We start from the raw sequence: 20,754 nt of genomic DNA on the forward strand, positions 1-20,754 counted from the left end.
AGACAACCCCGTGGGACTGCCTCGGAAAACGCCGGATGTTATCACAAGAGCCGCCACGCACCTATCCCCCAGATGCGCATGGAGTGTAGTTAGTTGACTGATGGCAGGCTTGAAGGAGACGAGAGGGGCTTAGAGCTGCTGCGAATGCAGAATCCGGGGCTGAATTACAGATGTTTATTGACTTTCAGACCCTAATCGCCAGCAGGCTGGCTCCCACATTTGATCCGTGTCGATCACAAACCCTGTGGGAGCCAGCCTGCTGGCGATGGCGTCCTTTCGAACGCCACGGCCAATCAATGCAAGCGCTTGCGGCACATCAACTGCGCCATTTTCGCGGTGTCCGGGCGTTCGACGATGCCTTTTTCCGTGACGATCGCGTCAATCAAGTCCGCCGGGGTGACGTCGAATACCGGATTGAACGCATCGACATCCGCCCCGACCCGCTTGCCGCCGACTTCCAGCAACTCGCGCCCGTCACGCTCTTCAATCGGAATGTCATCGCCGCTGGCCAGGTTCATGTCGATGGTCGAACTCGGCGCCACCACCATGAAACGCACGCCGTGGTGCATGGCGTTGACCGCCAGTTGATAAGTGCCGATCTTGTTGGCCACGTCGCCGTTGGCGGTGATCCGGTCGGCGCCGACGATGACCCAGGTGATGCCTTTGGTCTTCATGATGTGGGCCGCGGCGGAGTCGGCATTGAGGGTCACGGGGATGCCCTCGTTGGCCAGCTCCCACGCCGTCAGTCGCGAACCTTGCAGCCATGGACGGGTTTCGTCGGCATAAACACGCTCGACCATGCCTTCGATGAACGCCCCGCGAATGACGCCCAGCGCCGTACCAAAGCCGCCAGTGGCCAGTGCGCCGGTGTTGCAGTGGGTCAGGATCGCCTGGGCGTTGCCCTGGTGCTTGCGAATCAGATCCACGCCGAGTTGCGCCATGGTCAGGTTGGCTTCGCGATCACTTTCATGAATGGCGATGGCTTCTGCCTCCAGCGCCGCGAGAGGGTCGGCATCGCCCTTGATGCGATCAAGGCGGTCACGCATGCGACTCAGCGCCCAGAACAGGTTCACCGCCGTTGGACGGGAATCGGCCAGCAACGCGTAATCCTCTTCCCACGCGGCCTGCCAGTCACCGCCCTCGAGAATTCGGGCACGGGCCGAAAGCACCATGGCATAGGCGGCACTGATGCCAATCGCCGGCGCGCCGCGCACCACCATCGAGCGAATAGCCTCGGCCACGCCAGCCGCGCTGGTGTAGGCAATCCAGGTTTCCTCGAACGGCAAAATACGCTGATCCAGCAGGTACAGGGCGCCATCACGCCAATCGATGGCCTTCACCTTCTCCGCAGCCAACAGTCGATCGCGCATCCTTCACCCCGCACTCATGAACAAAAGCCGCCGATTATAGCGATCCCCCCGCGAAGACGCTCGGGTATACTTCGCCATCCTTTACAAAAGCACTGGAACCGACCCTCGATGCCGAACACTGCCGCTGCGCTCGACCTGTTATTGCTGCCGACCTGGCTGGTACCCGTCGAACCCGCTGGCGTTGTCCTCAAAGAGCATGGCCTGGGCATCCGCGACGGGCGCATTGTGTTTATCGGCCCGCGGTCCGCCGCGCTGAAGCTTAACGCAACCGAAGTCCGCGAACTGCCGGGCATGCTGCTCAGCCCCGGCCTGATCAATGCTCACGGGCACGCGGCGATGACACTGTTCCGCGGCCTGGCCGATGACCTGCCGCTGATGACCTGGCTGGAAAACCACATCTGGCCTGCCGAAGCCAAATGGGTCGATGAAGCTTTTGTACGCGATGGCACCGACATTGCCATCGCCGAACAGATAAAAGGTGGCATTACCTGCTTCTCTGACATGTATTTCTTCCCGAAGGTTGCCAGCGAACGTGTGCATAACAGCGGCATACGGGCACAAATCGCGATTCCGATCCTCGATTTCCCGATCCCGGGCGCCGGCACGGCGGATGACGCCATTCGTCAGGGCGTCGAACTGTTCAACGATCTCAAGCACCACGAGCGCATCAAAGTCACCTTCGGCCCCCACGCGCCCTACACCTTGGGCGATGAAACCCTGGAGAAAATCCGGGTGATCGCCGAAGAACTGGACGCGCCGATTCACATGCACGTCCACGAAACTGCGTTCGAAGTACAGCAAGCCGTCGAGCAGCGTGGCGAGCGCCCGTTGGCTCGACTGGCGCGCCTGGGCCTGCTGGGGCCGCGCTTCCAGGCCGTTCACATGACGCAGATCAGCGATGAAGACCTGGTGATGCTGGTAGAAAGCAACACCAATGTGATTCATTGCCCGGAGTCGAACCTGAAGCTGGCCAGCGGTTTCTGCCCGATAGAACGTTTGTGGCAGGCGGGCGTCAATGTGGCTGTCGGCACCGACGGCGCGGCCAGCAACAACGACCTCGACCTGCTCGGCGAAACCCGCACCGCCGCGTTGCTGGCCAAAGCCGTTGCCGGTTCGGCCACCGCGCTGGACGCTCATCGCGCGCTGCGCATGGCCACGCTGAACGGCGCACGCGCCATGGGCATCGAGGCCGACGTCGGCTCGCTGGAAGTCGGCAAAGCGGCGGACATCGTCGCGTTCGACCTCTCGGGCCTGGCGCAGCAACCGGTCTACGACCCGGTTTCGCAGCTTATATATGCCACCGGTCGCGACTGCGTGAAACACCTGTGGGTGGGTGGCAAGCAATTGCTCGACGACCGTCGCCTGACCCGCCTGGATGAAGAACAGTTGTGCGCCACCGCCAAGGCCTGGGGCCAGCGCATCAGCGGCCACACCGAATTGTAAGCACCCCGGACTCACCGCCGGGGCAACAGGATTTTTCAAGTTTTAGAGGATGAACCATGAGTAACGTCGACTACGCCGAAATCGCCAAATTCGAAGCCCTGGCCCATCGCTGGTGGGACCGCGAAAGCGAGTTCAAACCGCTGCACGACATCAACCCGCTGCGGGTCAACTGGATTGACGAACGGGTCAATCTGGCCGGCAAGAAAGTCCTCGACATCGGCTGCGGCGGCGGCATCCTCAGCGAAGCCATGGCGCAACGCGGTGCGACCGTGATGGGCATCGACATGGGCGAAGCGCCGCTGGCCGTCGCTCAACTGCACCAGCTTGAGTCGGGCGTGAACGTCGAATACCGGCAGATCACCGCCGAAGCCCTGGCTGAAGAAATGCCGGAACAGTTCGACGTGGTCACGTGCCTGGAAATGCTTGAGCACGTACCGGATCCCTCCTCGGTGATCCGCGCCTGCTTCAAAATGGTCAAGCCGGGTGGCCAGGTGTTCCTCTCCACGATCAACCGCAACCCGAAGGCGTACCTGTTCGCCATCGTCGGCGCCGAATACATCATGAAGCTGCTGCCGCGCGGCACGCATGATTTCAAGAAATTCATCCGCCCTTCCGAGCTGGGTGCCTGGAGCCGCATGGCGGGCCTGACCGTCAAGGACATCATCGGTTTGACGTATAACCCGCTGACCAAGCACTACAAACTGGCGGCCGACGTGGACGTCAACTACATGATCCAGACCCTGCGCGAGGAATAAGTCGATGCGTATCAGAGCAGTCCTTTTTGACATGGACGGCACGCTGCTCGACACCGCGCCGGACTTCATTGCGATCTGTCAGGCAATGCGCGCCGACCGTGGCTTGCCGCCGATGAACGACAAGCACATCCGCGACGAGATCTCCGGCGGCGCCAAGGCGATGGTCGCGGTGACGTTCAGCATGGACCCGGAATCGCCAGGCTTTGAAGAGCTGCGCCTGGAGTTTCTGGAGCGCTACCTCGTGGGCTGCGCGGTGCACAGCAAGCTGTTCGACGGCATGGGCGAGTTGCTGGCCGACATCGAAAAAGCCAACCTGATCTGGGGCGTGGTCACCAACAAGCCTCTGCGGTTTGCCGAGCCGATCATGCAGCAGCTCGGGCTGGCCGAGCGGTCAGCGCTGCTGATCTGCCCGGATCACGTGAAGAACAGCAAACCGGACCCGGAGCCGTTGATCCTCGCGTGCAAGATGCTCGACCTCGATCCGGCCAGCGTGCTGTTTGTAGGTGATGACCTGCGCGATATCGAATCCGGTCGTGACGCCGGCACCAAGACTGCCGCCGTGACCTTTGGCTACATTCACCCGGACGATAACCCGCGGCATTGGGGTGCGGATGTGGTGGTCGATCATCCGCTGGAGTTGCGCAAGGTTTTGGATAGCGCCCTCTGTAGCTGCTGAACCGCCTTTGTAGGAGCCAGCTTGCTGGCGATGGCGATGCTGGAAACGCCATCGCCGGCAAGCCGGCTCCTACAGGACCGCGCAACGGTCGCGCGTATTCTGATTTGTTGAGGTTTCTTTATGTTTGATTATTCCGCCCGCCCTGAATTGCTCAAGGACCGGGTCATCCTGGTCACCGGCGCTGGTCGTGGTATCGGCGCTGCCGCCGCGAAAACCTATGCCGCCCACGGTGCCACCGTGCTGTTGCTGGGCAAGACCGAAGCCAACCTGACTCAGGTCTACGACGAAATCGAGGCCGCCGGTCATCCACAACCGGCGGTGATCCCGTTCAACCTGGAAACCGCCCTGCCCCATCAATACGATGAGTTGGCGGCGATGATCGAGACCGAGTTCGGCCACCTCGACGGCTTGCTGCACAACGCCTCGATCATTGGTCCGCGCACGCCGATCGAACAGCTCTCCGGCGAGAACTTCATGCGTGTCATGCAAGTCAACGTCAACGCGATGTTCATGCTCACCAGCACCCTGTTGCCGCTGCTCAAACTGTCGCAGGACGCTTCGGTGGTGTTCACTTCCAGCAGCGTCGGCCGCAAGGGTCGTGCGTATTGGGGCGCTTATGGCGTCTCCAAGTTCGCCACCGAAGGCCTGATGCAAACCTTGGCCGACGAAGTCGACACCGTCGCACCGGTGCGCTCCAACAGCATCAACCCCGGCGCCACCCGCACCAGCATGCGCGCCCAGGCTTATCCCGGTGAAAATCCGCTGAACAACCCGACGCCCGAGGAGATCATGCCGGTCTACCTCTACCTGATGGGCCCGGACAGCACCGGCATCAACGGCCAGGCATTCAACGCGCAGTAACACCGTGCGTCGCTTTTGTGCCGTGGCGAATTACCGTCACGGCACTTAAAAAGCCTCGCAACTGCACCTGTTTTTAGTCAAATAAATGTCATGAAACGGGCCAGACAAAGCCAAAAATACTTTCAAGACATTGATTTTCAACAGCTTTTGTTCAAATGAACCGAATGGCATGACTTTCGCTCTATATCTGCTCAGACACGCCGAGTGAGTGAAAGCCGTCGGGCAGACCTTCGAGTCGATAGGTTACTAATCTTCAGCAAAGCAGATTAGACTTGCGCCAAATGTCCTACGGGACTGATGGACCAGTATGACGCGCAGCCCAAAGCCGCTCTCACCCAGCCTGTAAGACAGCCTTACTGCTTAGGGGCGCACGCCATATGAAATCACCTTCCCAGACCAACGCAATTGACTTCGATAGCGCCAAATTGCAACGCCTGGGCTTTGGTCAGCAGCCCCCTCTTCTGGAGAGGCCGGTCAGCCTCGCGCAATTGCGCCAGCAACTGAGTTTGCAGCTGCAAACCAGTCTTGAGCCGCAACGCATTCTTGGGCTCTTCTACCGTGAAATTCAGCGCCTCGTACCGCTCGACGCCTTGAGCTACCAGCACAAGGCCAGCGACTTGCGCCTGGAATACGGCCAGCGCGGCCACCACTCGATCAGTTACACCCTCAGCCACGAAGGCGAGCAGCTGGGTGAACTGGTGTTCCGTCGCAATCAGCGTTTCAGCGAGCAGGAACTGGGCAACCTTGAGTCGCTGCTGTCCGCATTGCTGTACCCGATGCGCAACGCCCTGCTCTACCGCGCCGCCACCCAAAGCGCCCTGCGCGACCCTCTCACGGACACCGGCAACCGCATTGCCATGGACCAGACGCTGCAACGGGAAATCGACATGTCGCGTCGGCATCTGCAGCCCTTGTCGCTGTTGATGCTGGACATCGACCATTTCAAACAAATCAACGACACCCATGGTCACAGCGCTGGCGATGACGTGCTCAAGGGGGTCGCCGCCTCGATCAAAAGCCAGCTGCGCAACGTGGACATGGTGTTCCGCTTTGGTGGCGAGGAGTTTTTGATTCTGCTGTCCAACACCGGCCGGGAAGCCGCCGCCATGGTCGGCGAGCGCCTGCGACTCGCGGCGCAAGCCAAGGATTTTTCGGCCGATGGCAACTTGATCGAGCTGACCGTCAGCCTCGGCTGTTCGACCCTGTTGCCCGGCGAATCGGCCGAGAGCCTGTTGCGTCGGGCCGACAGCGCGCTTTATGTGGCCAAGCGCGAAGGACGTAACCGCTTGGCGATGGCGGGCTGACTCCCGCCAGCACGGGCTCGCGAAAGTAGCGGCCCGCATCGACAGGGATCAGCGGACAGCGCCGCGCAACTCTCCGACCATCCCTTGCAGCTTCGCCGGCTCCGCCGCTTCTACCGCCACCGCCGGCCCCGCCACCAGAGTCACCCGCGACCACAACCGACGGAACAGGCCCTTGTCGGGATCGCGACTGAAGAAACTCCCCCACAACCCCTGCAATGCCAATGGAATCACTGGCACCGGCGTCTCTTCGAGAATCCGCGTCAACCCGCCCTTGAACTCATTGATCTCGCCATCGGCGGTCAATTTTCCTTCAGGGAAGATGCACACCAGCTCACCGTCCTTCAGATATTGAGCAATACGCGTGAAGGCCCTTTCGTAAATCTGAATGTCTTCCTGACGTCCCGCGATCGGAATTGTCCCGGCCGTGCGGAAGATAAAGTTCAGCACCGGCAGGTTGTAGATCTTGTAATACATCACAAAGCGAATCGGCCGACGCACCGCGCCGCCGATCAGCAGCGCGTCGACGAAAGACACGTGGTTGCACACCAGCAACGCCGCGCCTTCATCCGGAATCAGCTCCAGATTGCGATGCTCCACGCGGTACATGGAATGGCTGAGCAGCCAGATCATGAAACGCATGCTGAACTCGGGGACGATCTTGAAGATGTAGGCGTTGACGCCGATGTTCAGCAGCGACACCACCAGAAACAGATGCGGGATCGACAGCTTGGCCAGACTCAGCAGCACGATCGAGACAATCGCCGAGACCACCATGAACAGCGCGTTGAGAATATTGTTGGCGGCAATCACCCGCGCACGCTCGTTCTCCGGGGTGCGCGACTGGATCAGCGCGTACAGCGGCACGATGTAGAAACCACCGAAAACCCCAAGACCGAGAATGTCGATCAATACCAGCCAGGTGTGGCCAAAGCCGAGGATTTCTATCCAGCCATGGCCGTCGACACTCTCGGGAATTCCACCGGAATGCCACCACAGCAGCAATCCGAATACCGTCAGGCCAAACGAGCCGAACGGCACCAGACCGATCTCGACTTTGCGTCCGGACAGTCTTTCGCAGAGCAGCGAGCCAAGTGCGATCCCCACCGAAAACACGGTGAGAATCAGCGTCACCACGGTTTCGTCGCCGTGCATCCATTCCTTGGCGTACGCCGGGATTTGCGTCAGGTAAATCGCCCCGACAAACCAGAACCACGAGTTGCCGACAATCGAGCGCGATACCGCCGGCGTTTGCCCCAGTCCCAGTTTCAAGGTGGCCCAGGACTGACTGAAGATGTTCCAGTTCAGACGCATTTCCGGCGATGAGGCCGCCGCCCGCGGAATGCTGCGACTGGCCAGGTAACCGAGCACGGCAATGCCGATGATCGCCGTGGACACGATGGGCGCGTAATGCGCGGAGGACATCATGATCCCGGCGCCGATGGTCCCGGCGAGGATGGCCAGGAAGGTGCCCATTTCCACCAGACCGTTGCCGCCCACCAGCTCTTCTTCATGCAAGGCCTGGGGCAGGATCGAGTATTTCACCGGCCCGAACAGCGCCGAGTGCGTGCCCATGGCGAACAGCGCCAGCAGCATCAGCGACAGGTGATCGAAGACAAACCCCACCGCGCCAACCGCCATGATGGCGATTTCCCCGAGCTTGATCAGACGGATCAGCGCATCCTTGGCGAACTTTTCGCCAAACTGCCCGGCCAACGCCGAAAACAGAAAGAACGGCAAGATGAACAGCAGCGCACACAAATTGACCCAGATCGAGCGATCCCCCTCGATGGTCAATTTGTACAGAATGGCGAGGATCAACGATTGCTTGAAGACGTTGTCGTTGAACGCCCCGAGGGACTGGGTCACGAAAAACGGCAGGAAGCGCCGGGTGCGAAGCAAGGTGAACTGTGAGGGGTGACTCATCTTCCGTGTGCCCTGATGTTGTTAGAGAGTGGCGTGGATACTGTGATTGGAATGCCGCACGCCGATCCAGGCCACACATTACCCGGTTATTTGTTTAAACCTGCAATGCACGGCGAGACAAACAACTCACCCCGCCACGCGCCTTGTACCGTGCGTTTGGCAACGATCAGCCACATCATCGCCAGCAACGCCACCAGCACACAGCCAAAGGCATTGAAAAACGCCAGGTTCAACGTGCTTCCCAGTTTCAACGTTGCCAGAGAATAGACGCCCAGCGGAAAGGTGAAACCCCACCAGCCAAGGTTGAACGGGATCCCGGCGCGCAGGTAACGCCCGGTGATCAGCAGCGCAATCAGCATCCACCACAAACCGAAACCCCACAGCGTGATCCCCGCCACCAGCCCCAGCCCTGCCGCGATGTCACCCAGGCCGGCAAACCCGTTGGCAGCGAAGATGGCCGGCGCGTCGGCGCCCAGCAGCAACATGCCCAGCGCCCCGGTGCCAATCGGGCCGAGCGCCAGCCAGCTCGACGCCGCCATGTTTTCGTGAGGCAGTTTGTGCAGCGCCATGCGCAGCATGAGAATTGTCAGAATGCTGAACGCCACCGGCAGGGAAAATGCCCAGAGCACGTAGCTGGTCACCAACACCACCAGTTGCCCATGAGCCTCGGCCAAATGCGGCGCCAGCAACCCGCCACTGGCGGCCGCCACTTCCGCCGCCACCACTGGCAACAGCCAAACGGCGGTCATCTGATCGATGCTGTGCTCCTGGCGGGTGAACATCATGTAGGGAATCAGCACACCGCAGGCCAGCGACATCGCCACGTCCAGCCACCACAGCAGCGCGGCCACATGGACGACACCTTCGCCCCAGCGTGGCAGGCCAAACAGCAGGAGGCCATTGATGATGGTCGCCAACCCCATGGGAATCGTGCCGAAAAACATCGAAACCGTGGAGTGCCCGAAAATCCGCCGGGCCTCATCGAAGAACAGCACCCAGCGCGCCGCGTACAGCGCCGTGAACAAGATGAACAGACCGATATTGAACAGCCAAAGGGCTTCGGCGATCGCGTGCAGACCTGGGGTCGCGCCAGGCAACTGGGCCAGGGCCAGCGCCAGAACGCCCGTGCCCATGGTCGCGGCGAACCAGTTCGGGGTGAACTGGCGGATGACCTCGCGCGGGTGCTGCAAGTGACTGAAAGGTTTGAAAACGGGGGTGGCGTTGGGGCATGTCATAGCGAACTCCTGTCCTCTGTTGAGGTGGAGTTCAGGGTAGGTCCAAATCGAATATCTATATAACGGGTAATATCTCTAACTGTTATCTATTTTGTAGATATATCATCAAACGCTGCCTTCCGATTCGATCACCAATATCCTCGCCACCCCCTGCGGATGCGCCACATGCTCGGTGCCCACCGAAGCGTAAAAGATATCGCCGACAGCCAACATCACCGCTTTCTCCAGGCCTGCTTCGCGATAGCGCATTTGCACTTGGCCATCGAGCACAACGAACACTTCCTCGCCATCATTCACATGCCACTTGTATGGCTGATCGGTCCAGTGCAGACGCGTGGTGATGCCGTTCATGTTGGCAATATCCAGCGCTCCCCAGGCACGGTCAGCGGTGAAGGCTTGGCTGCGAATGATCTTCATGGGCGGTCCGTCGAAAGAAATTGCGGTGCCAAGGCTAACCCAAACCGGCGAACAGCTGCGCCAGCCAATCGATAAATACCCGAACCCGGTTACTCAGGTGCCGGTTCGGCGGATACAACACGTGAAACGGATACCGGGGCGGGCGCCAGTCCTGAAGAATCGGCACCAGCTCGCCACGCTCGATGTGCGGTTGCACGGTGTAAGTGAACGTGTGGATCACCCCAAGTCCCGCCAGCCCCGAGGCCAGATGGGCGTTGCTCTCGTTGACACTGAATGCTCCCTGCCCCCGAATCTCGAACTTTTCACCGTTGCGCTCGAATCGCGCCGGCATTACCCGCCCGGTACGCGCCGAGTGATAACTGACGATGCGATGATTTTTCTCAAGGTCTCGCGGGTCCGTCGGGGTGCCAAAACGTTCGAGATAGCCGGGGGTGGCGCAGGTGGTCCATGACGACAGGCCCAGGGGTCGCGCGGCCATGGAGAGTTCGGTCAATGGCCCGCCGCGAATCACGCAATCGACGTTTTCGCTGATCAGGTCCACGGGCCGATCACTGACACCCAACTCGACCTGGATGTCCGGGTATCGGGCATAGAAATCCGGCAATGCGGGGATGATCAGGATCGTCGCCACCGAGCCGCCGACATCGACGCGAATCCTGCCGCGCGGGTGGCCCTGGGCACTGGCGAAACTGTTGTCCAGATCGTCCAGCTCCACCATCAACTGCAAGGCGCGCTCGTAGTAAGCCATGCCATCCGCCGTCACCGTCAGCCGGCGCGTGGTGCGCTGTAACAGCCGCGCACCGAGGTGTTCTTCAAGCTCGGCCACCAGTTTGCTGACCGAGGTTTTTGGCATGTTCAGCGAGTCGGCGGCCCTGGTAAACGAACCGGCCTGCACAACGCGGGAGAAAACACGCATGGCCAACAGTTGATTCATGACAGACCTCTCAAGGGACGAGCCTTGAGTATTGTCCACAACCATGTACAAACAAACCCGATTCAGGCGGTTTTTCCGATGAATCTTCCGGCATAGAGTTTGTTCAACGGCGCACGACAGTGCCAGGAACTTCCTTAACGACTCAGCGGAGATTCACCTCATGAGCAACACACTCAAAGGCAAGGTTGCACTGATCACTGGCGGCACCACCGGCATCGGCCTGGCATCGGCTCAAGCGTTCGTCGACCAAGGCGCCACGGTATTCATCACCGGTCGCCGCCAGGCCGAACTGGATGCGGCGGTCAACAGCATCGGTCACAACGTCACCGGGATTCAGGGCGACGTCGCGAACCTTGCCGACCTGGACCGCATCTTCGACGTGATCAGGACCAAGGCCGGTACTCTGGACATCGTCTTTGCCAATGCGGGCGGTGGCGACATGTTGCCCCTCGGCGCGATTACCGAGGAACACTTCGACCGGATTTTCGGCGTCAACGTCAAAGGCCTGCTGTTCACCGTGCAGAAATCACTGCCGCTACTCAAGGACGGCGGTTCGGTGATTCTCACCGCGTCTACGACCGCCACCAAAGGCACGGAAAACTTCAGCGTCTACAGCGCCAGCAAAGCGGCGGTGCGCAACTTTGCCCGCTCCTGGTTGCTGGATTTGAAAGCCCGCAGGATTCGCGTCAATGTCATCAGCCCCGGCCCGATTCACACGCCCGGCCTGACTGAACTTGCGCCAGCAGATCAGCAGCAGGGGTTGCTGGATTACCTCGCCAGCCAGGTGCCGATTGGCCGTCTTGGAACGCCAGCGGAAGTGGGCAAAGCCGCAGTGTTCCTCGCCTCGGATGACAGCAGCTTCATCAATGGGATCGAGTTGTTCGTCGATGGCGGATTTGCGCAGATTTGATCGCTGCACACAAAAACGCGGCGCCTTGAACGGCGCCGCGTTTTTTTATGGATGACCGGTCGCGCTGCACACTACCGCAGGCCGCGGCCGCATCAACGCCAGCAACGCACCGACCGACAGGACAATCAGCACGGCACCATAACCATCGGTGGTCGCCACCAGGCCAAACGTGCGCGTCAGATTCCCCGCCAGCAACGACGGCAAGCAGAACGCCAGGTAACTGAGCACGTAATACGCCGACATCAACCCGGCCCGCTCATGGGGCTGCGCCAGCGGAACCAGACTGCGCACCGCGCCGAGGAAACCGGCGCCGAATCCGCAACCGGCCACCAGCGTGCCGAGGAAAAACAATGGCAGGCTGGCGCTGTGCACGCCCAGCAACAGCAACACGAGGCCGATGGGCAGTAACGTGCCGCCCAGCAACAGCCCCTTGGCGGCAGGCCGGTTGCGCAGGGTGAAGATCATCAGCGCGCCGGTCAGCGTCAATGCGGCGACTGCCGCTCCCCCCATCAGGTTCGAAGTGGAACCGGTGGCCGTGCGCAGCAACGAAGGGCCGAGCGAGGCATAAAAACCGCCGAGCGCCCAGGTCGCGATATTCAGCGGCAACACTCGCCACAAGGTCGAGCGAGCCTGGGTCGGCACATGCAGGGTCGGACGCAACGAGGCCCATGCCCCCGGTTGCGAACTGACGCTTTCCGGCAGGCGCCAGACATACAGCGCCTGCATCACAAACAACGCGAACAACACCCAATAAGTGAGCTGCAGCGGCAGCGGCGCAAACTCGGCCAGCAAGCCGCACCCCACGGCGCCAACCGCCATACCAAGCAGCGGCGCGACACTGTTGATCAGCGGCCCCTGCTGGCGATCGGTGTCCAGCAGCGCGGCGCTCAATACGGCGGTGGCCATCCCGGTCGCGAACCCCTGAAGCACCCTCGCGCCGATCAACCACGCCACGCTGTCGGCATTGATAAACAGCAGCATCGCCAGCAGGTTCAGCAGGACGGCGCTGAAAATGACCGGCTTGCGTCCCAGATAGTCCGAGAGCGAACCGACCGTCAGCAGCGCCACCAGCAGACTGATGGCGTAGATGCCGAAAATCACGGTCAAGGTTGCTGCCGAGAAATGCAGCTGCTCCTGATACAAGTGATACAACGGCGTCGGCGCCGTGGAAGCGGCGAGAAAACTCAGTAAAGTGATCGCCAGAAACCACAGGGTTGAACGGTTTGAAACAGAACTCGACATGCGCACACTCCGCAAAAGCTAACTTTTTGCTTTTGCGGAGTGTGCTACTCGCCTGCGCTTAAAGCAAATTCTTTGTGTTAAGGTCCGCTACATGGCTATTAAAGAAGGTTTACGCCCCGGCGGCCGCAGTGCCCGGGTGCAAGAGTCGATTCATTCGGCGGTCCGTGCGCTCCTCGAAGAACAGGACCGCTCCACCGTGACCGTCCCGCAAATCGCGGCTCGCGCGGGGGTTACGCCGTCGACCATCTATCGGCGCTGGGGCGATCTGTCGGCGCTGCTGGCGGATGTCGCCCTGGCGCGCATGCAACCCGACAGCGAGCCTGCCAACACCGGCAGCCTGCGCGGGGATGTGCAGGCCTGGGCCGAGCAGTATCTGGACGAGATGAGCTCCGAACCTGGCCGCAACATGCTGCGCGATGTGCAATCGAGCCCGACGCCGGGCCTTTGTGTGACGATCATTGGCGGGCAGTTGCAGATGATTCTGGATCGTTATCCGGATCAGCCGAAACCGGGTGTTGATCGGCTGATCAATCTGATGGCGGCGCCTACGGTGTTTCGCATCCTGTTTTCGCCGGCGCCTTTGGAGGTTGAGGAGTTGCATCGGTTGATTGAGATTGCTTTCAGTCAGTGATGACGCCTTCGCGGGCAAGCCACGCTCCTACAAGAGCAACCCTGCGACACCCCGCCGCTCCGCGACCTTGGTCGACACTGACTAACGCGGACGGTCGTGCGAGACTGTCTGTCCGGGCTTTCGTCCCGTGTGTCATTTGTCTGGAGTTTCCATGTCGCTGTCCAGCGGGCTGATCGCCGCCGTCGCCCTGGCCTATATGGCCATCATGTTCGCCATCGCCTTCTACGGTGACCGTCGCAGCGCGCCGCTGCCGCCGCGAGTGCGCGCCTGGGTGTACAGCCTGTCGCTGGCGGTCTATTGCACCAGTTGGACGTTCTTCGGTGCCGTCGGCCAGGCCGCCGAACAACTCTGGTCGTTCCTGCCGATCTACCTTGGGCCGATCCTGCTGTTGGTCTGCGCGCCGTGGGTCCTGCAAAAAATGGTGATGATCAGCAAGCAGGAGAACATCACCTCCATTGCCGACTTCATCGCCGCCCGCTACGGCAAATCCCAGTCACTGGCGATTGTCGTGGCGCTGATCTGCCTGGTCGGCGTGCTGCCCTACATTGCGCTGCAACTCAAAGGCATCGTGCTCGGGGTAAACCTGTTGATCGGTGCCGGTGCCGACGCCATGGGCACCCGCGCCCAGGACACGGCGCTGATTGTGTCGCTGGTGCTGGCGCTGTTTACCATCGTCTTCGGTACGCGCAACCTCGATGCCACCGAACACCACCGCGGCATGGTGCTGGCGATTGCGTTCGAGTCCCTGGTCAAGCTGTTCGCGTTTCTCGCGGTGGGTGCGTTCGTGACCTACGGCCTGTACGACGGTTTCGACGACCTCTTCGACCAGGCCATGCTCGCCCCACGCCTCGAAGCCTACTGGAAGGAAACCATCAACTGGCCATCGATGGTGGTGCAGACCGGCGTGGCGATGATGGCGATCATCTGCCTGCCCCGGCAGTTCCACGTGACCGTGGTGGAAAACATCGACCCGCAGGATTTGCGCCTGGCCAAATGGGTGTTTCCGGCGTATCTGGCGCTGGCGGCATTGTTTGTCGTGCCGATCGCACTGGCCGGCCAGATGCTGCTGCCAAGTTCAGTGTTGCCGGATTCCTTTGTGATCAGCCTGCCACTGGCCCAGGCCCATCCCGCACTGGCGATGCTGGCCTTTATCGGCGGTGCTTCGGCGGCGACCGGCATGGTGATTGTTGCCAGCGTGGCGCTGTCGACCATGGTCTCCAATGACATGCTGCTGCCGTGGCTGCTGCGTCGCAACAACGCCGAGCGGCCGTTCGAAGTGTTCCGCCAGTGGATGCTGTCGGTGCGCCGCGTCAGCATCGTGGTGATTTTGCTGCTGGCGTACGTCAGCTATCGACTGCTGGGCTCGACCGCGAGCCTGGCGACCATCGGCCAGATCGCCTTTGCCGCCGTGACCCAACTGGCCCCGGCCATGCTTGGCGCGCTGTACTGGAAACAGGCCAACCGCCGTGGCGTGTTCGCCGGCCTCGCCGCCGGTACGTTCCTGTGGTTTTACACGCTGATCCTGCCGATTGCCGCGCACAGCCTCGGCGTGTCGTTGAGCACGTTCCCCGGGCTGGCGTGGTTGCACAGCAATCCGCTGAACCTGCCGCTCACCCCGCTGACCCAAGGCGTGGTGTTGTCGCTGGCGGCCAACTTCACGCTGTTTGCCTGGGTGTCGGTGCTGTCGCGCACGCGGGTTTCGGAGCACTGGCAGGCCGGGCGTTTCATCGGCCAGGAAATCAGTGCCCGCCCCAGCGCACGTTCAATGCTGGCGGTACAAATCGAAGATCTGCTGCAACTCGCGGCACGGTTTGTCGGTGAAGAACGCGCCCGTCAGAGTTTTATCCGTTTCGCCTATCGCCAGGGCAAAGGCTTCAACCCCAACCAGAACGCCGACAGCGAGTGGATCGCCCATACCGAACGTTTGCTGGCCGGTGTACTGGGTGCGTCTTCAACGCGAGCGGTGGTAAAAGCCGCCATCGAAGGTCGGGAAATGCAACTTGAGGACGTCGTGCGCATCGCCGACGAAGCCTCGGAAGTGCTGCAATTCAACCGTGCCTTGCTACAAGGCGCGATCGAGAACATCACCCAGGGCATCAGCGTGGTCGACCAGTCGCTGCGGCTGGTGGCGTGGAACCGGCGTTATCTGGAACTGTTCAATTACCCGGATGGCTTGATCAGCGTCGGCCGGCCGATTGCCGACATCATTCGCTACAACGCCGAGCGTGGTCTGTGCGGGCCGGGTGAAGCTGAAGTGCACGTCGCACGCCGATTGCACTGGATGCGTCAGGGCCGTGCCCACACCTCTGAAAGACTTTTCCCCAATGGCCGTGTGATCGAGCTGATCGGCAACCCGATGCCGGGCGGCGGTTTCGTCATGAGCTTCACCGACATCACCGCGTTCCGCGAGGCCGAACAGGCGCTGACCGAAGCCAACGAAGGCCTGGAGCGACGGGTCACCGAGCGCACCCACGAGTTGTCGCAACTCAACGTGGCCCTGACCGAAGCCAAGGGCACCGCCGAGTCGGCCAACCAGTCGAAGACCCGCTTTCTCGCGGCGGTCAGCCACGACCTGATGCAACCGCTGAACGCCGCCCGACTGTTTTCTGCAGCCCTGTCCCATCAGGACGATGGCTTGTCCAGCGAAGCGCAGAAACTGGTTCATCACCTGGATTCATCACTGCGCTCGGCCGAAGACCTGATCAGCGATTTGCTGGACATTTCCCGCCTGGAAAACGGCAAGATCAACCCGGAGCCGAAACCGTTCGTGCTCAATGAGCTGTTCGATATTCTTGGCGCGGAATTCAAGGCACTGGCCCGGGATCAGGGGCTCAAATTCCGCGTTCGCGGCAGTACGCTGCGGGTCGACAGTGACATCAAACTGTTGCGACGGATCTTGCAGAACTTCCTGACCAACGCCTTTCGCTACGCCAAGGGGCCAGTGCTGTTGGGGGTTCGTCGGCACAAGGGTGAACTGTGCCTGGAGGTCTGGGACCGTGGTCCGGGGATCCCGGAAGACAAACTGAAAGTGATTTTCGAGGAATTCAAACGCCTCGACAGCCACCAGACCCGTGCCGAGAAAGGCCTGGGCCTGGGCCTGGCGATTGCTGACGGGCTGTGTCGCGTTCTGGGCCACACCTTGCAAGTGCGTTCCTGGCCGGGGCGCGGCAGCGTGTTCAGCGTCAGCGTGCCGTTGGCTCAGGCGCAAATCGCGGCGCCGGCCAACGTCACCGAACTCAACGGCAAACTCCTGAGCGGTGCGCAGGTGCTGTGCATCGACAACGAGGACAGCATCCTTATAGGCATGAACAGTTTGCTGACCCGCTGGGGTTGTCAGGTCTGGACGGCGCGCAATCGCGACGAATGCGCGGCGTTGCTCAGCGATGGCGTACGTCCGCAATTGGCGCTGGTGGATTATCACCTCGACGACGGCGAGACCGGGACCGAGTTGATGGCGTGGCTGCGCACCCGTTTGGGTGAGCCGGTGCCCGGCGTGGTGATCAGCGCCGATGGGCACCCCGAGACGGTGGCGCAGGTGCATGCGGCGGGACTGGATTACCTGGCCAAACCGGTGAAACCGGCGGCGTTGCGGGCGTTGTTGAGTCGGCATTTGCCGTTGTAGATCGGCAGGTTTTTAGTGATGTGGTGTTTCAAAGGACGCCATCGCCGGCAAGCCGGCTCCTACAGTTGAGAACGCGGTTTACTGTAGGAGCTGGCTTGCTGCGGGCGGCGTTCCGGCGATGCTTTTGAGGTTACTCGGGTAACTCGACCAGGCCATCGACATCCGTCATCGCCCGCTCCAACAGGTCCGCTGGCAGACTCTTGCTGGCCCGCGCGCCGAGTAACTTGAGCTGCTCGCTGCGGCTGACCAGGTTGCCACGGCCTTCGGTCAGCTTGTTGCGCGCCGAGCTGTAGGCCTTGTCCAGTTGCTGCAAGCGATTGCCGACTTCATCCAGGTCCTGAATGAACAACACGAACTTGTCGTACAGCCACCCTGCCCGCTCGGCAATTTCCCGGGCGTTCTGACTCTGCCGTTCCTGCTTCCACAGGCTGTCGATGACACGCAAGGTGGCCAGCAACGTGGTCGGGCTGACGATCACGATGTTGCGGTCGAATGCTTCCTGAAACAGCGTAGGCTCCGCCTGCAACGCCGCGGAAAACGCCGCTTCGATGGGCACGAACAGCAAGACGAAATCCAGGCTGTGCAAACCGTCGAGCCGTTTGTAATCCTTGCCGGCCAGACCTTTGACGTGGTTGCGCAGCGACAGCACGTGCTGCTTGATGGCGATCTGGCCGATGGCATCGTCTTCGGCCGCCACGTATTGCTGATAGGCCGTCAGGCTGACCTTGGAGTCGACCACCACCTGCTTGTCGCCCGGCAGATAAATGATCACGTCCGGCTGGAACCGCTCGCCGTCCGGGCCCTTGAGATTGACCTGGGTCTGGTACTCGCGCCCCTTCTCCAAGCCTGCGTGCTCAAGCACCCGTTCGAGAATCAGCTCACCCCAGTTACCCTGGGTCTTCTGCCCTTTCAAGGCGCGGGTCAGGTTGGTCGCTTCGTCGCTCAGGCGCAGGTTCAGCTGTTGCAGACGCTCCAGCTCCTTGGCCAGCGAAAAACGTTCGCGCGCCTCGGCCTGATAGCTTTCCTCGACGCGTTTTTCAAACGACTGGATGCGCTCTTTCAACGGATCGAGCAACTGCCCCAAACGCTGCTGACTGGTTTCGGCGAAGCGCTGCTCGCGCTCGTCGAAGATCTTGCCGGCCAGCTCGGCGAACTGGGCACGTAGCTCGTCCCTCGAGCCTTGCAGGTCACTGAGACGCTGCTGATGGCTTTCCTGTTGCTCACGCAGCTCAGCGTTCAGCGAGGCGGCTTGAGCGTCCAGGCGACGCAACTCAACGTCTTTGCCGGCGCGCTCAATGTTCCAGGCATGAGCGGCGTCGCGGGCGTCATCACGTTCGATCTGCAGCAGTTCGACTTCACGGCGCAAGGCGGCGAGGTCTGCCTGCTTGGCGGCGTTGGCCTGCCCCAGGTCAGCGATTTCGTCGCGAGCAGCTTCGAGCTGGGCATTCAACCCATCCTGTGCCAGGTTGGCCATGGCCAGACGCTCTTCCAGCAGTGCAACCTCTGACTGCGAGGTGCTCGCACGGCGCTGAAGTTGCCAGGTCAATGCCAGCAACGGCAGTGCAGCACCCGCCAGACCGAGCAATATGCTGGTCAAGTCCATCGCCATAGCCAATCCTGCCCGTTCGATAAAGCTTGAAGGTTAACCAAGGTGTCAGGTCTTGGACAGCTCAGTCTTCGATCAGACCGAGTTCCTGTTGAGCGCGCCGATCCCCGGCCCGCGCGGCCTGACGCAAGAGGTCCTGGCCGATACGGCGGTCCCGGGCATTCCCGCATTCGCGGCACATCAACTGACCGAGACGGCTCTGCGCGGCCACCACGCCTTCACGCGCCGGCTGCTTGAGCAAACGCCCGGCGAAATGTTTGACGTTGTGGTTTTCGCCCAGGCGCGGGCTGTCCAGCAGCCATTCGGCCACACGCATCGAAAAGCGCTTGTGTGGGGTGACGCTGGTAGGTGTCGAGGTTGCGGAAGCGGGTACTGAGCGAAACTTCATAAAGCACTGTGGGGCAGATCGGAAGGCGCGCCACTCTACTCTTTTTTTCTTACAGGTAAAGCCTAAAAAAACCCGGCACGCCCGTCCTAGAGCAAGCGCTCGGGACAATCCACAGAAGCTGTGGATAACTCAGTGGACAACCGCCCTTGAACTCTCGCAAAGCCCTGTGGAATGGGGCTCGCAGTCAAACTGACGATTTTTTCACCAGTAAAAAAAACCGATGTTTTTCATTGACTTAAATTTTGGTTACAGGCACCCACTACGTTTGAAGGGCAGATGACAGTGGGGTGACAGTCCGCGCAACTTATGTGCACAAGTACCTTCGAGGCAGTTATATCCATGCGCTTTTTCGGCGCATTTTCTCACCTGACTTGGGGATAAACCCTGGCGAACCCATGATCCAGACCGGTTTCGAACCGACGAACGTCGACGACCGATGGTCGGAATCTGTGCCATTACGGGGCGAAACCGGCGCTCTCTGGCTGTGGGCAAGCGCCAGTCCGCACACGAATGGCGGCATCCGGGAGATGTTTTTGACTAACATACTTCCTTTCTGCAATTCAATCCGTTAGTATCCGCGGCGTTAGTACCAAGCTGAAAGTCAATTCTGGTCGAACAAATCCTCCCGGTCAGCCTTCCCAAAGGAAGCCTCAACCGAACAAGCGGGATCGACCACCTCGATGGTTTCCAGGTAAACCTTGCGCCAACACAGCCTTTGAATCGAAAGCAAAGGGTGTTGCGAAGCTCACTTACTCTGACCGAACCAGCCTGCAAATTGATCAGGATCTTCACCCCGGGCCCAGAACCTTTGCCCTTGATGTGTTGCCTGCCCTCCTAAGTACCTACCTGCCAGCCCAAGCGCGCCAACTTAATCAGCGCTTCAAACTGGCTGCTTTGTTCCAGTCGGGTTCTTCGTTCGACCAATGGTGGTCGTCGTCACTGGAACGTTTTAATTTTGCACGGTTCTTATCCGTGTCGCTTGTAGGAACACCCATTAATGACTACTCAAATCCACACCCAGGATGCCATTCGCACCCTAACCAACGCTTTTGCACCAATGAACTGCCTGATCATGGCCGCTCGCAAAGGCTGCTTCAGTTTCACTCTGGTCAACGAACACGGCATCGCTCGTCACAGCGAACGCCTGTACCCCGATCAATACTCCAGCGCCGAGCCGCTGCAGGCCGTGATCGAGCGTACCCGTCAGGCACTGGTTGCCTGAGACGCCAGAAACGCTGAAAACCTCAAAAGCCTCGCCTTGAAAAGCGGGGCTTTTTATTGCCTGTTGTTTCGTGTGCGGCCGTTTCTGGGCGTTTGGGACTGGGCTAGGTGTACATATCCGGCTCTTCGGTATCGGCGGCTATTGGTTTCGCTCTTACAGCGAGTCACTTGGAAAAGCCCCAAGTAACCAAGGGCTCTTGCCCCTTTCGTTCGGTG

17 protein-coding genes are annotated in these 20,754 nt (G+C 60.5%); 9 read left to right on the plus strand and 8 right to left on the minus strand.

From position 1 onward, the window contains the following. Positions 1-293 precede the first annotated feature (293 nt). The gene (mtnA, locus tag PMI32_RS09000) at positions 294-1,370 is read right to left on the minus strand and encodes an S-methyl-5-thioribose-1-phosphate isomerase (protein WP_008031801.1); all 1,077 of its coding nucleotides are present in this window, start codon (positions 1,368-1,370) and stop codon (positions 294-296) included. 108 nt (positions 1,371-1,478) lie between these two features. On the opposite strand from mtnA, the gene PMI32_RS08995 reads away from it, so the two are divergent. The 5 genes from PMI32_RS08995 to PMI32_RS08975 all read left to right on the plus strand — a co-directional run bounded on the left by PMI32_RS08995 (position 1,479) and on the right by PMI32_RS08975 (position 6,409). Further along, entirely contained in the window at positions 1,479-2,813 is a 1,335-nt protein-coding gene (locus tag PMI32_RS08995; protein WP_008031804.1) for a TRZ/ATZ family hydrolase, read from the plus strand. A gap of 56 nt (positions 2,814-2,869) precedes the next feature. Further along, positions 2,870-3,568, plus strand: a complete 699-nt coding sequence (gene ubiG, locus PMI32_RS08990) for a bifunctional 2-polyprenyl-6-hydroxyphenol methylase/3-demethylubiquinol 3-O-methyltransferase UbiG (RefSeq protein WP_008031806.1) — start codon at positions 2,870-2,872, stop codon at positions 3,566-3,568. Positions 3,569-3,572: 4 nt separating this feature from the next. Continuing rightward, positions 3,573-4,244 carry an N-acetylmuramic acid 6-phosphate phosphatase MupP gene (mupP, locus tag PMI32_RS08985; RefSeq protein ID WP_008031808.1) on the plus strand — a complete coding sequence of 224 codons (672 nt, stop codon included), beginning with the start codon at positions 3,573-3,575 and terminating at the stop codon, positions 4,242-4,244. 120 nt (positions 4,245-4,364) lie between these two features. Then, positions 4,365-5,105, plus strand: coding sequence for a YciK family oxidoreductase (locus tag PMI32_RS08980; protein WP_008031809.1), 741 nt, complete (start codon positions 4,365-4,367; stop codon positions 5,103-5,105). A gap of 377 nt (positions 5,106-5,482) precedes the next feature. Next, entirely contained in the window at positions 5,483-6,409 is a 927-nt protein-coding gene (locus PMI32_RS08975; RefSeq protein ID WP_008031811.1) for a GGDEF domain-containing protein, read from the plus strand. Positions 6,410-6,457: 48 nt separating this feature from the next. Here PMI32_RS08975 and PMI32_RS08970 read toward each other — a convergent pair whose 3' ends face one another. The 4 genes from PMI32_RS08970 to PMI32_RS08955 all read right to left on the minus strand — a co-directional run bounded on the left by PMI32_RS08970 (position 6,458) and on the right by PMI32_RS08955 (position 10,918). Continuing rightward, positions 6,458-8,332 (minus strand): MFS transporter, encoded by a 1,875-nt coding sequence (locus PMI32_RS08970; RefSeq protein WP_008031813.1) that lies wholly within the window; start codon positions 8,330-8,332, stop codon positions 6,458-6,460. 86 nt (positions 8,333-8,418) lie between these two features. Further along, the gene (locus PMI32_RS08965; protein WP_008031815.1) at positions 8,419-9,567 is read right to left on the minus strand and encodes a TDT family transporter; all 1,149 of its coding nucleotides are present in this window, start codon (positions 9,565-9,567) and stop codon (positions 8,419-8,421) included. Positions 9,568-9,672: 105 nt separating this feature from the next. Further along, positions 9,673-9,984: a cupin domain-containing protein gene (locus PMI32_RS08960; protein WP_008031817.1), complete on the minus strand. Its 312-nt coding sequence runs from the start codon at positions 9,982-9,984 to the stop codon at positions 9,673-9,675. A gap of 34 nt (positions 9,985-10,018) precedes the next feature. Next, complete coding sequence (locus PMI32_RS08955) at positions 10,019-10,918, minus strand: LysR family transcriptional regulator (RefSeq protein WP_008031819.1); 900 nt, start codon at positions 10,916-10,918, stop codon at positions 10,019-10,021. 160 nt (positions 10,919-11,078) lie between these two features. Between PMI32_RS08955 and PMI32_RS08950 the strand changes: the two genes are divergently transcribed. Continuing rightward, entirely contained in the window at positions 11,079-11,828 is a 750-nt protein-coding gene (locus PMI32_RS08950) for an SDR family NAD(P)-dependent oxidoreductase (protein ID WP_008031820.1), read from the plus strand. 45 nt (positions 11,829-11,873) lie between these two features. On the opposite strand, the gene PMI32_RS08945 is transcribed toward PMI32_RS08950, so the two are convergent. Further along, positions 11,874-13,070 (minus strand): MFS transporter, encoded by a 1,197-nt coding sequence (locus PMI32_RS08945; RefSeq protein ID WP_008031823.1) that lies wholly within the window; start codon positions 13,068-13,070, stop codon positions 11,874-11,876. Between the two features lie 91 nt (positions 13,071-13,161). Here PMI32_RS08945 and PMI32_RS08940 point away from each other — a divergent pair, with 91 nt between their 5' ends. Both PMI32_RS08940 and PMI32_RS08935 read left to right on the plus strand, forming a co-directional pair. After that, a complete protein-coding gene (locus PMI32_RS08940) occupies positions 13,162-13,701 on the plus strand; it encodes a TetR/AcrR family transcriptional regulator (protein WP_008031824.1) in 540 nt (179 codons plus the stop codon). A gap of 151 nt (positions 13,702-13,852) precedes the next feature. After that, entirely contained in the window at positions 13,853-17,323 is a 3,471-nt protein-coding gene (locus PMI32_RS08935) for a hybrid sensor histidine kinase/response regulator (protein ID WP_008031826.1), read from the plus strand. A gap of 130 nt (positions 17,324-17,453) precedes the next feature. Here the strand turns inward: PMI32_RS08935 and PMI32_RS08930 are convergent, their stop codons facing one another. Both PMI32_RS08930 and PMI32_RS0128990 read right to left on the minus strand, forming a co-directional pair. Then, on the minus strand, positions 17,454-18,818 hold the full coding sequence (locus PMI32_RS08930; protein ID WP_177318191.1) for a DNA recombination protein RmuC: 1,365 nt from the start codon (positions 18,816-18,818) through the stop codon (positions 17,454-17,456). Between the two features lie 175 nt (positions 18,819-18,993). Next, the gene (locus PMI32_RS0128990) at positions 18,994-19,317 is read right to left on the minus strand and encodes an SEL1-like repeat protein (RefSeq protein ID WP_032828947.1); all 324 of its coding nucleotides are present in this window, start codon (positions 19,315-19,317) and stop codon (positions 18,994-18,996) included. A 997-nt stretch (positions 19,318-20,314) separates the two neighbouring features. On the opposite strand from PMI32_RS0128990, the gene PMI32_RS08925 reads away from it, so the two are divergent. Then, positions 20,315-20,539 (plus strand): hypothetical protein, encoded by a 225-nt coding sequence (locus PMI32_RS08925; RefSeq protein WP_008031832.1) that lies wholly within the window; start codon positions 20,315-20,317, stop codon positions 20,537-20,539. Positions 20,540-20,754 lie beyond the last annotated feature (215 nt).

Origin of the sequence: Pseudomonas sp. GM60, assembly GCF_000282415.1 — a bacterium.
GTDB lineage: Bacteria > Pseudomonadota > Gammaproteobacteria > Pseudomonadales > Pseudomonadaceae > Aquipseudomonas > Aquipseudomonas migulae.

Coding starts and splice junctions, on each gene's coding strand:
- PMI32_RS08975 (WP_008031811.1), top strand. CDS start 5,483: ATGAAATCACCTTCCCAGACCAACGCAATTGACTTCGATAGCGCCAAA.
- PMI32_RS08940 (WP_008031824.1), top strand. CDS start 13,162: ATGGCTATTAAAGAAGGTTTACGCCCCGGCGGCCGCAGTGCCCGGGTG.
- mtnA (WP_008031801.1), bottom strand. CDS start 1,370: ATGCGCGATCGACTGTTGGCTGCGGAGAAGGTGAAGGCCATCGATTGG.
- PMI32_RS08995 (WP_008031804.1), top strand. CDS start 1,479: ATGCCGAACACTGCCGCTGCGCTCGACCTGTTATTGCTGCCGACCTGG.
- PMI32_RS08965 (WP_008031815.1), bottom strand. CDS start 9,567: ATGACATGCCCCAACGCCACCCCCGTTTTCAAACCTTTCAGTCACTTG.
- PMI32_RS08945 (WP_008031823.1), bottom strand. CDS start 13,070: ATGTCGAGTTCTGTTTCAAACCGTTCAACCCTGTGGTTTCTGGCGATC.
- PMI32_RS08980 (WP_008031809.1), top strand. CDS start 4,365: ATGTTTGATTATTCCGCCCGCCCTGAATTGCTCAAGGACCGGGTCATC.
- PMI32_RS08950 (WP_008031820.1), top strand. CDS start 11,079: ATGAGCAACACACTCAAAGGCAAGGTTGCACTGATCACTGGCGGCACC.
- PMI32_RS08935 (WP_008031826.1), top strand. CDS start 13,853: ATGTCGCTGTCCAGCGGGCTGATCGCCGCCGTCGCCCTGGCCTATATG.
- PMI32_RS08960 (WP_008031817.1), bottom strand. CDS start 9,984: ATGAAGATCATTCGCAGCCAAGCCTTCACCGCTGACCGTGCCTGGGGA.
- PMI32_RS08925 (WP_008031832.1), top strand. CDS start 20,315: ATGACTACTCAAATCCACACCCAGGATGCCATTCGCACCCTAACCAAC.
- ubiG (WP_008031806.1), top strand. CDS start 2,870: ATGAGTAACGTCGACTACGCCGAAATCGCCAAATTCGAAGCCCTGGCC.
- PMI32_RS08970 (WP_008031813.1), bottom strand. CDS start 8,332: ATGAGTCACCCCTCACAGTTCACCTTGCTTCGCACCCGGCGCTTCCTG.
- PMI32_RS08955 (WP_008031819.1), bottom strand. CDS start 10,918: ATGAATCAACTGTTGGCCATGCGTGTTTTCTCCCGCGTTGTGCAGGCC.
- mupP (WP_008031808.1), top strand. CDS start 3,573: ATGCGTATCAGAGCAGTCCTTTTTGACATGGACGGCACGCTGCTCGAC.
- PMI32_RS0128990 (WP_032828947.1), bottom strand. CDS start 19,317: ATGAAGTTTCGCTCAGTACCCGCTTCCGCAACCTCGACACCTACCAGC.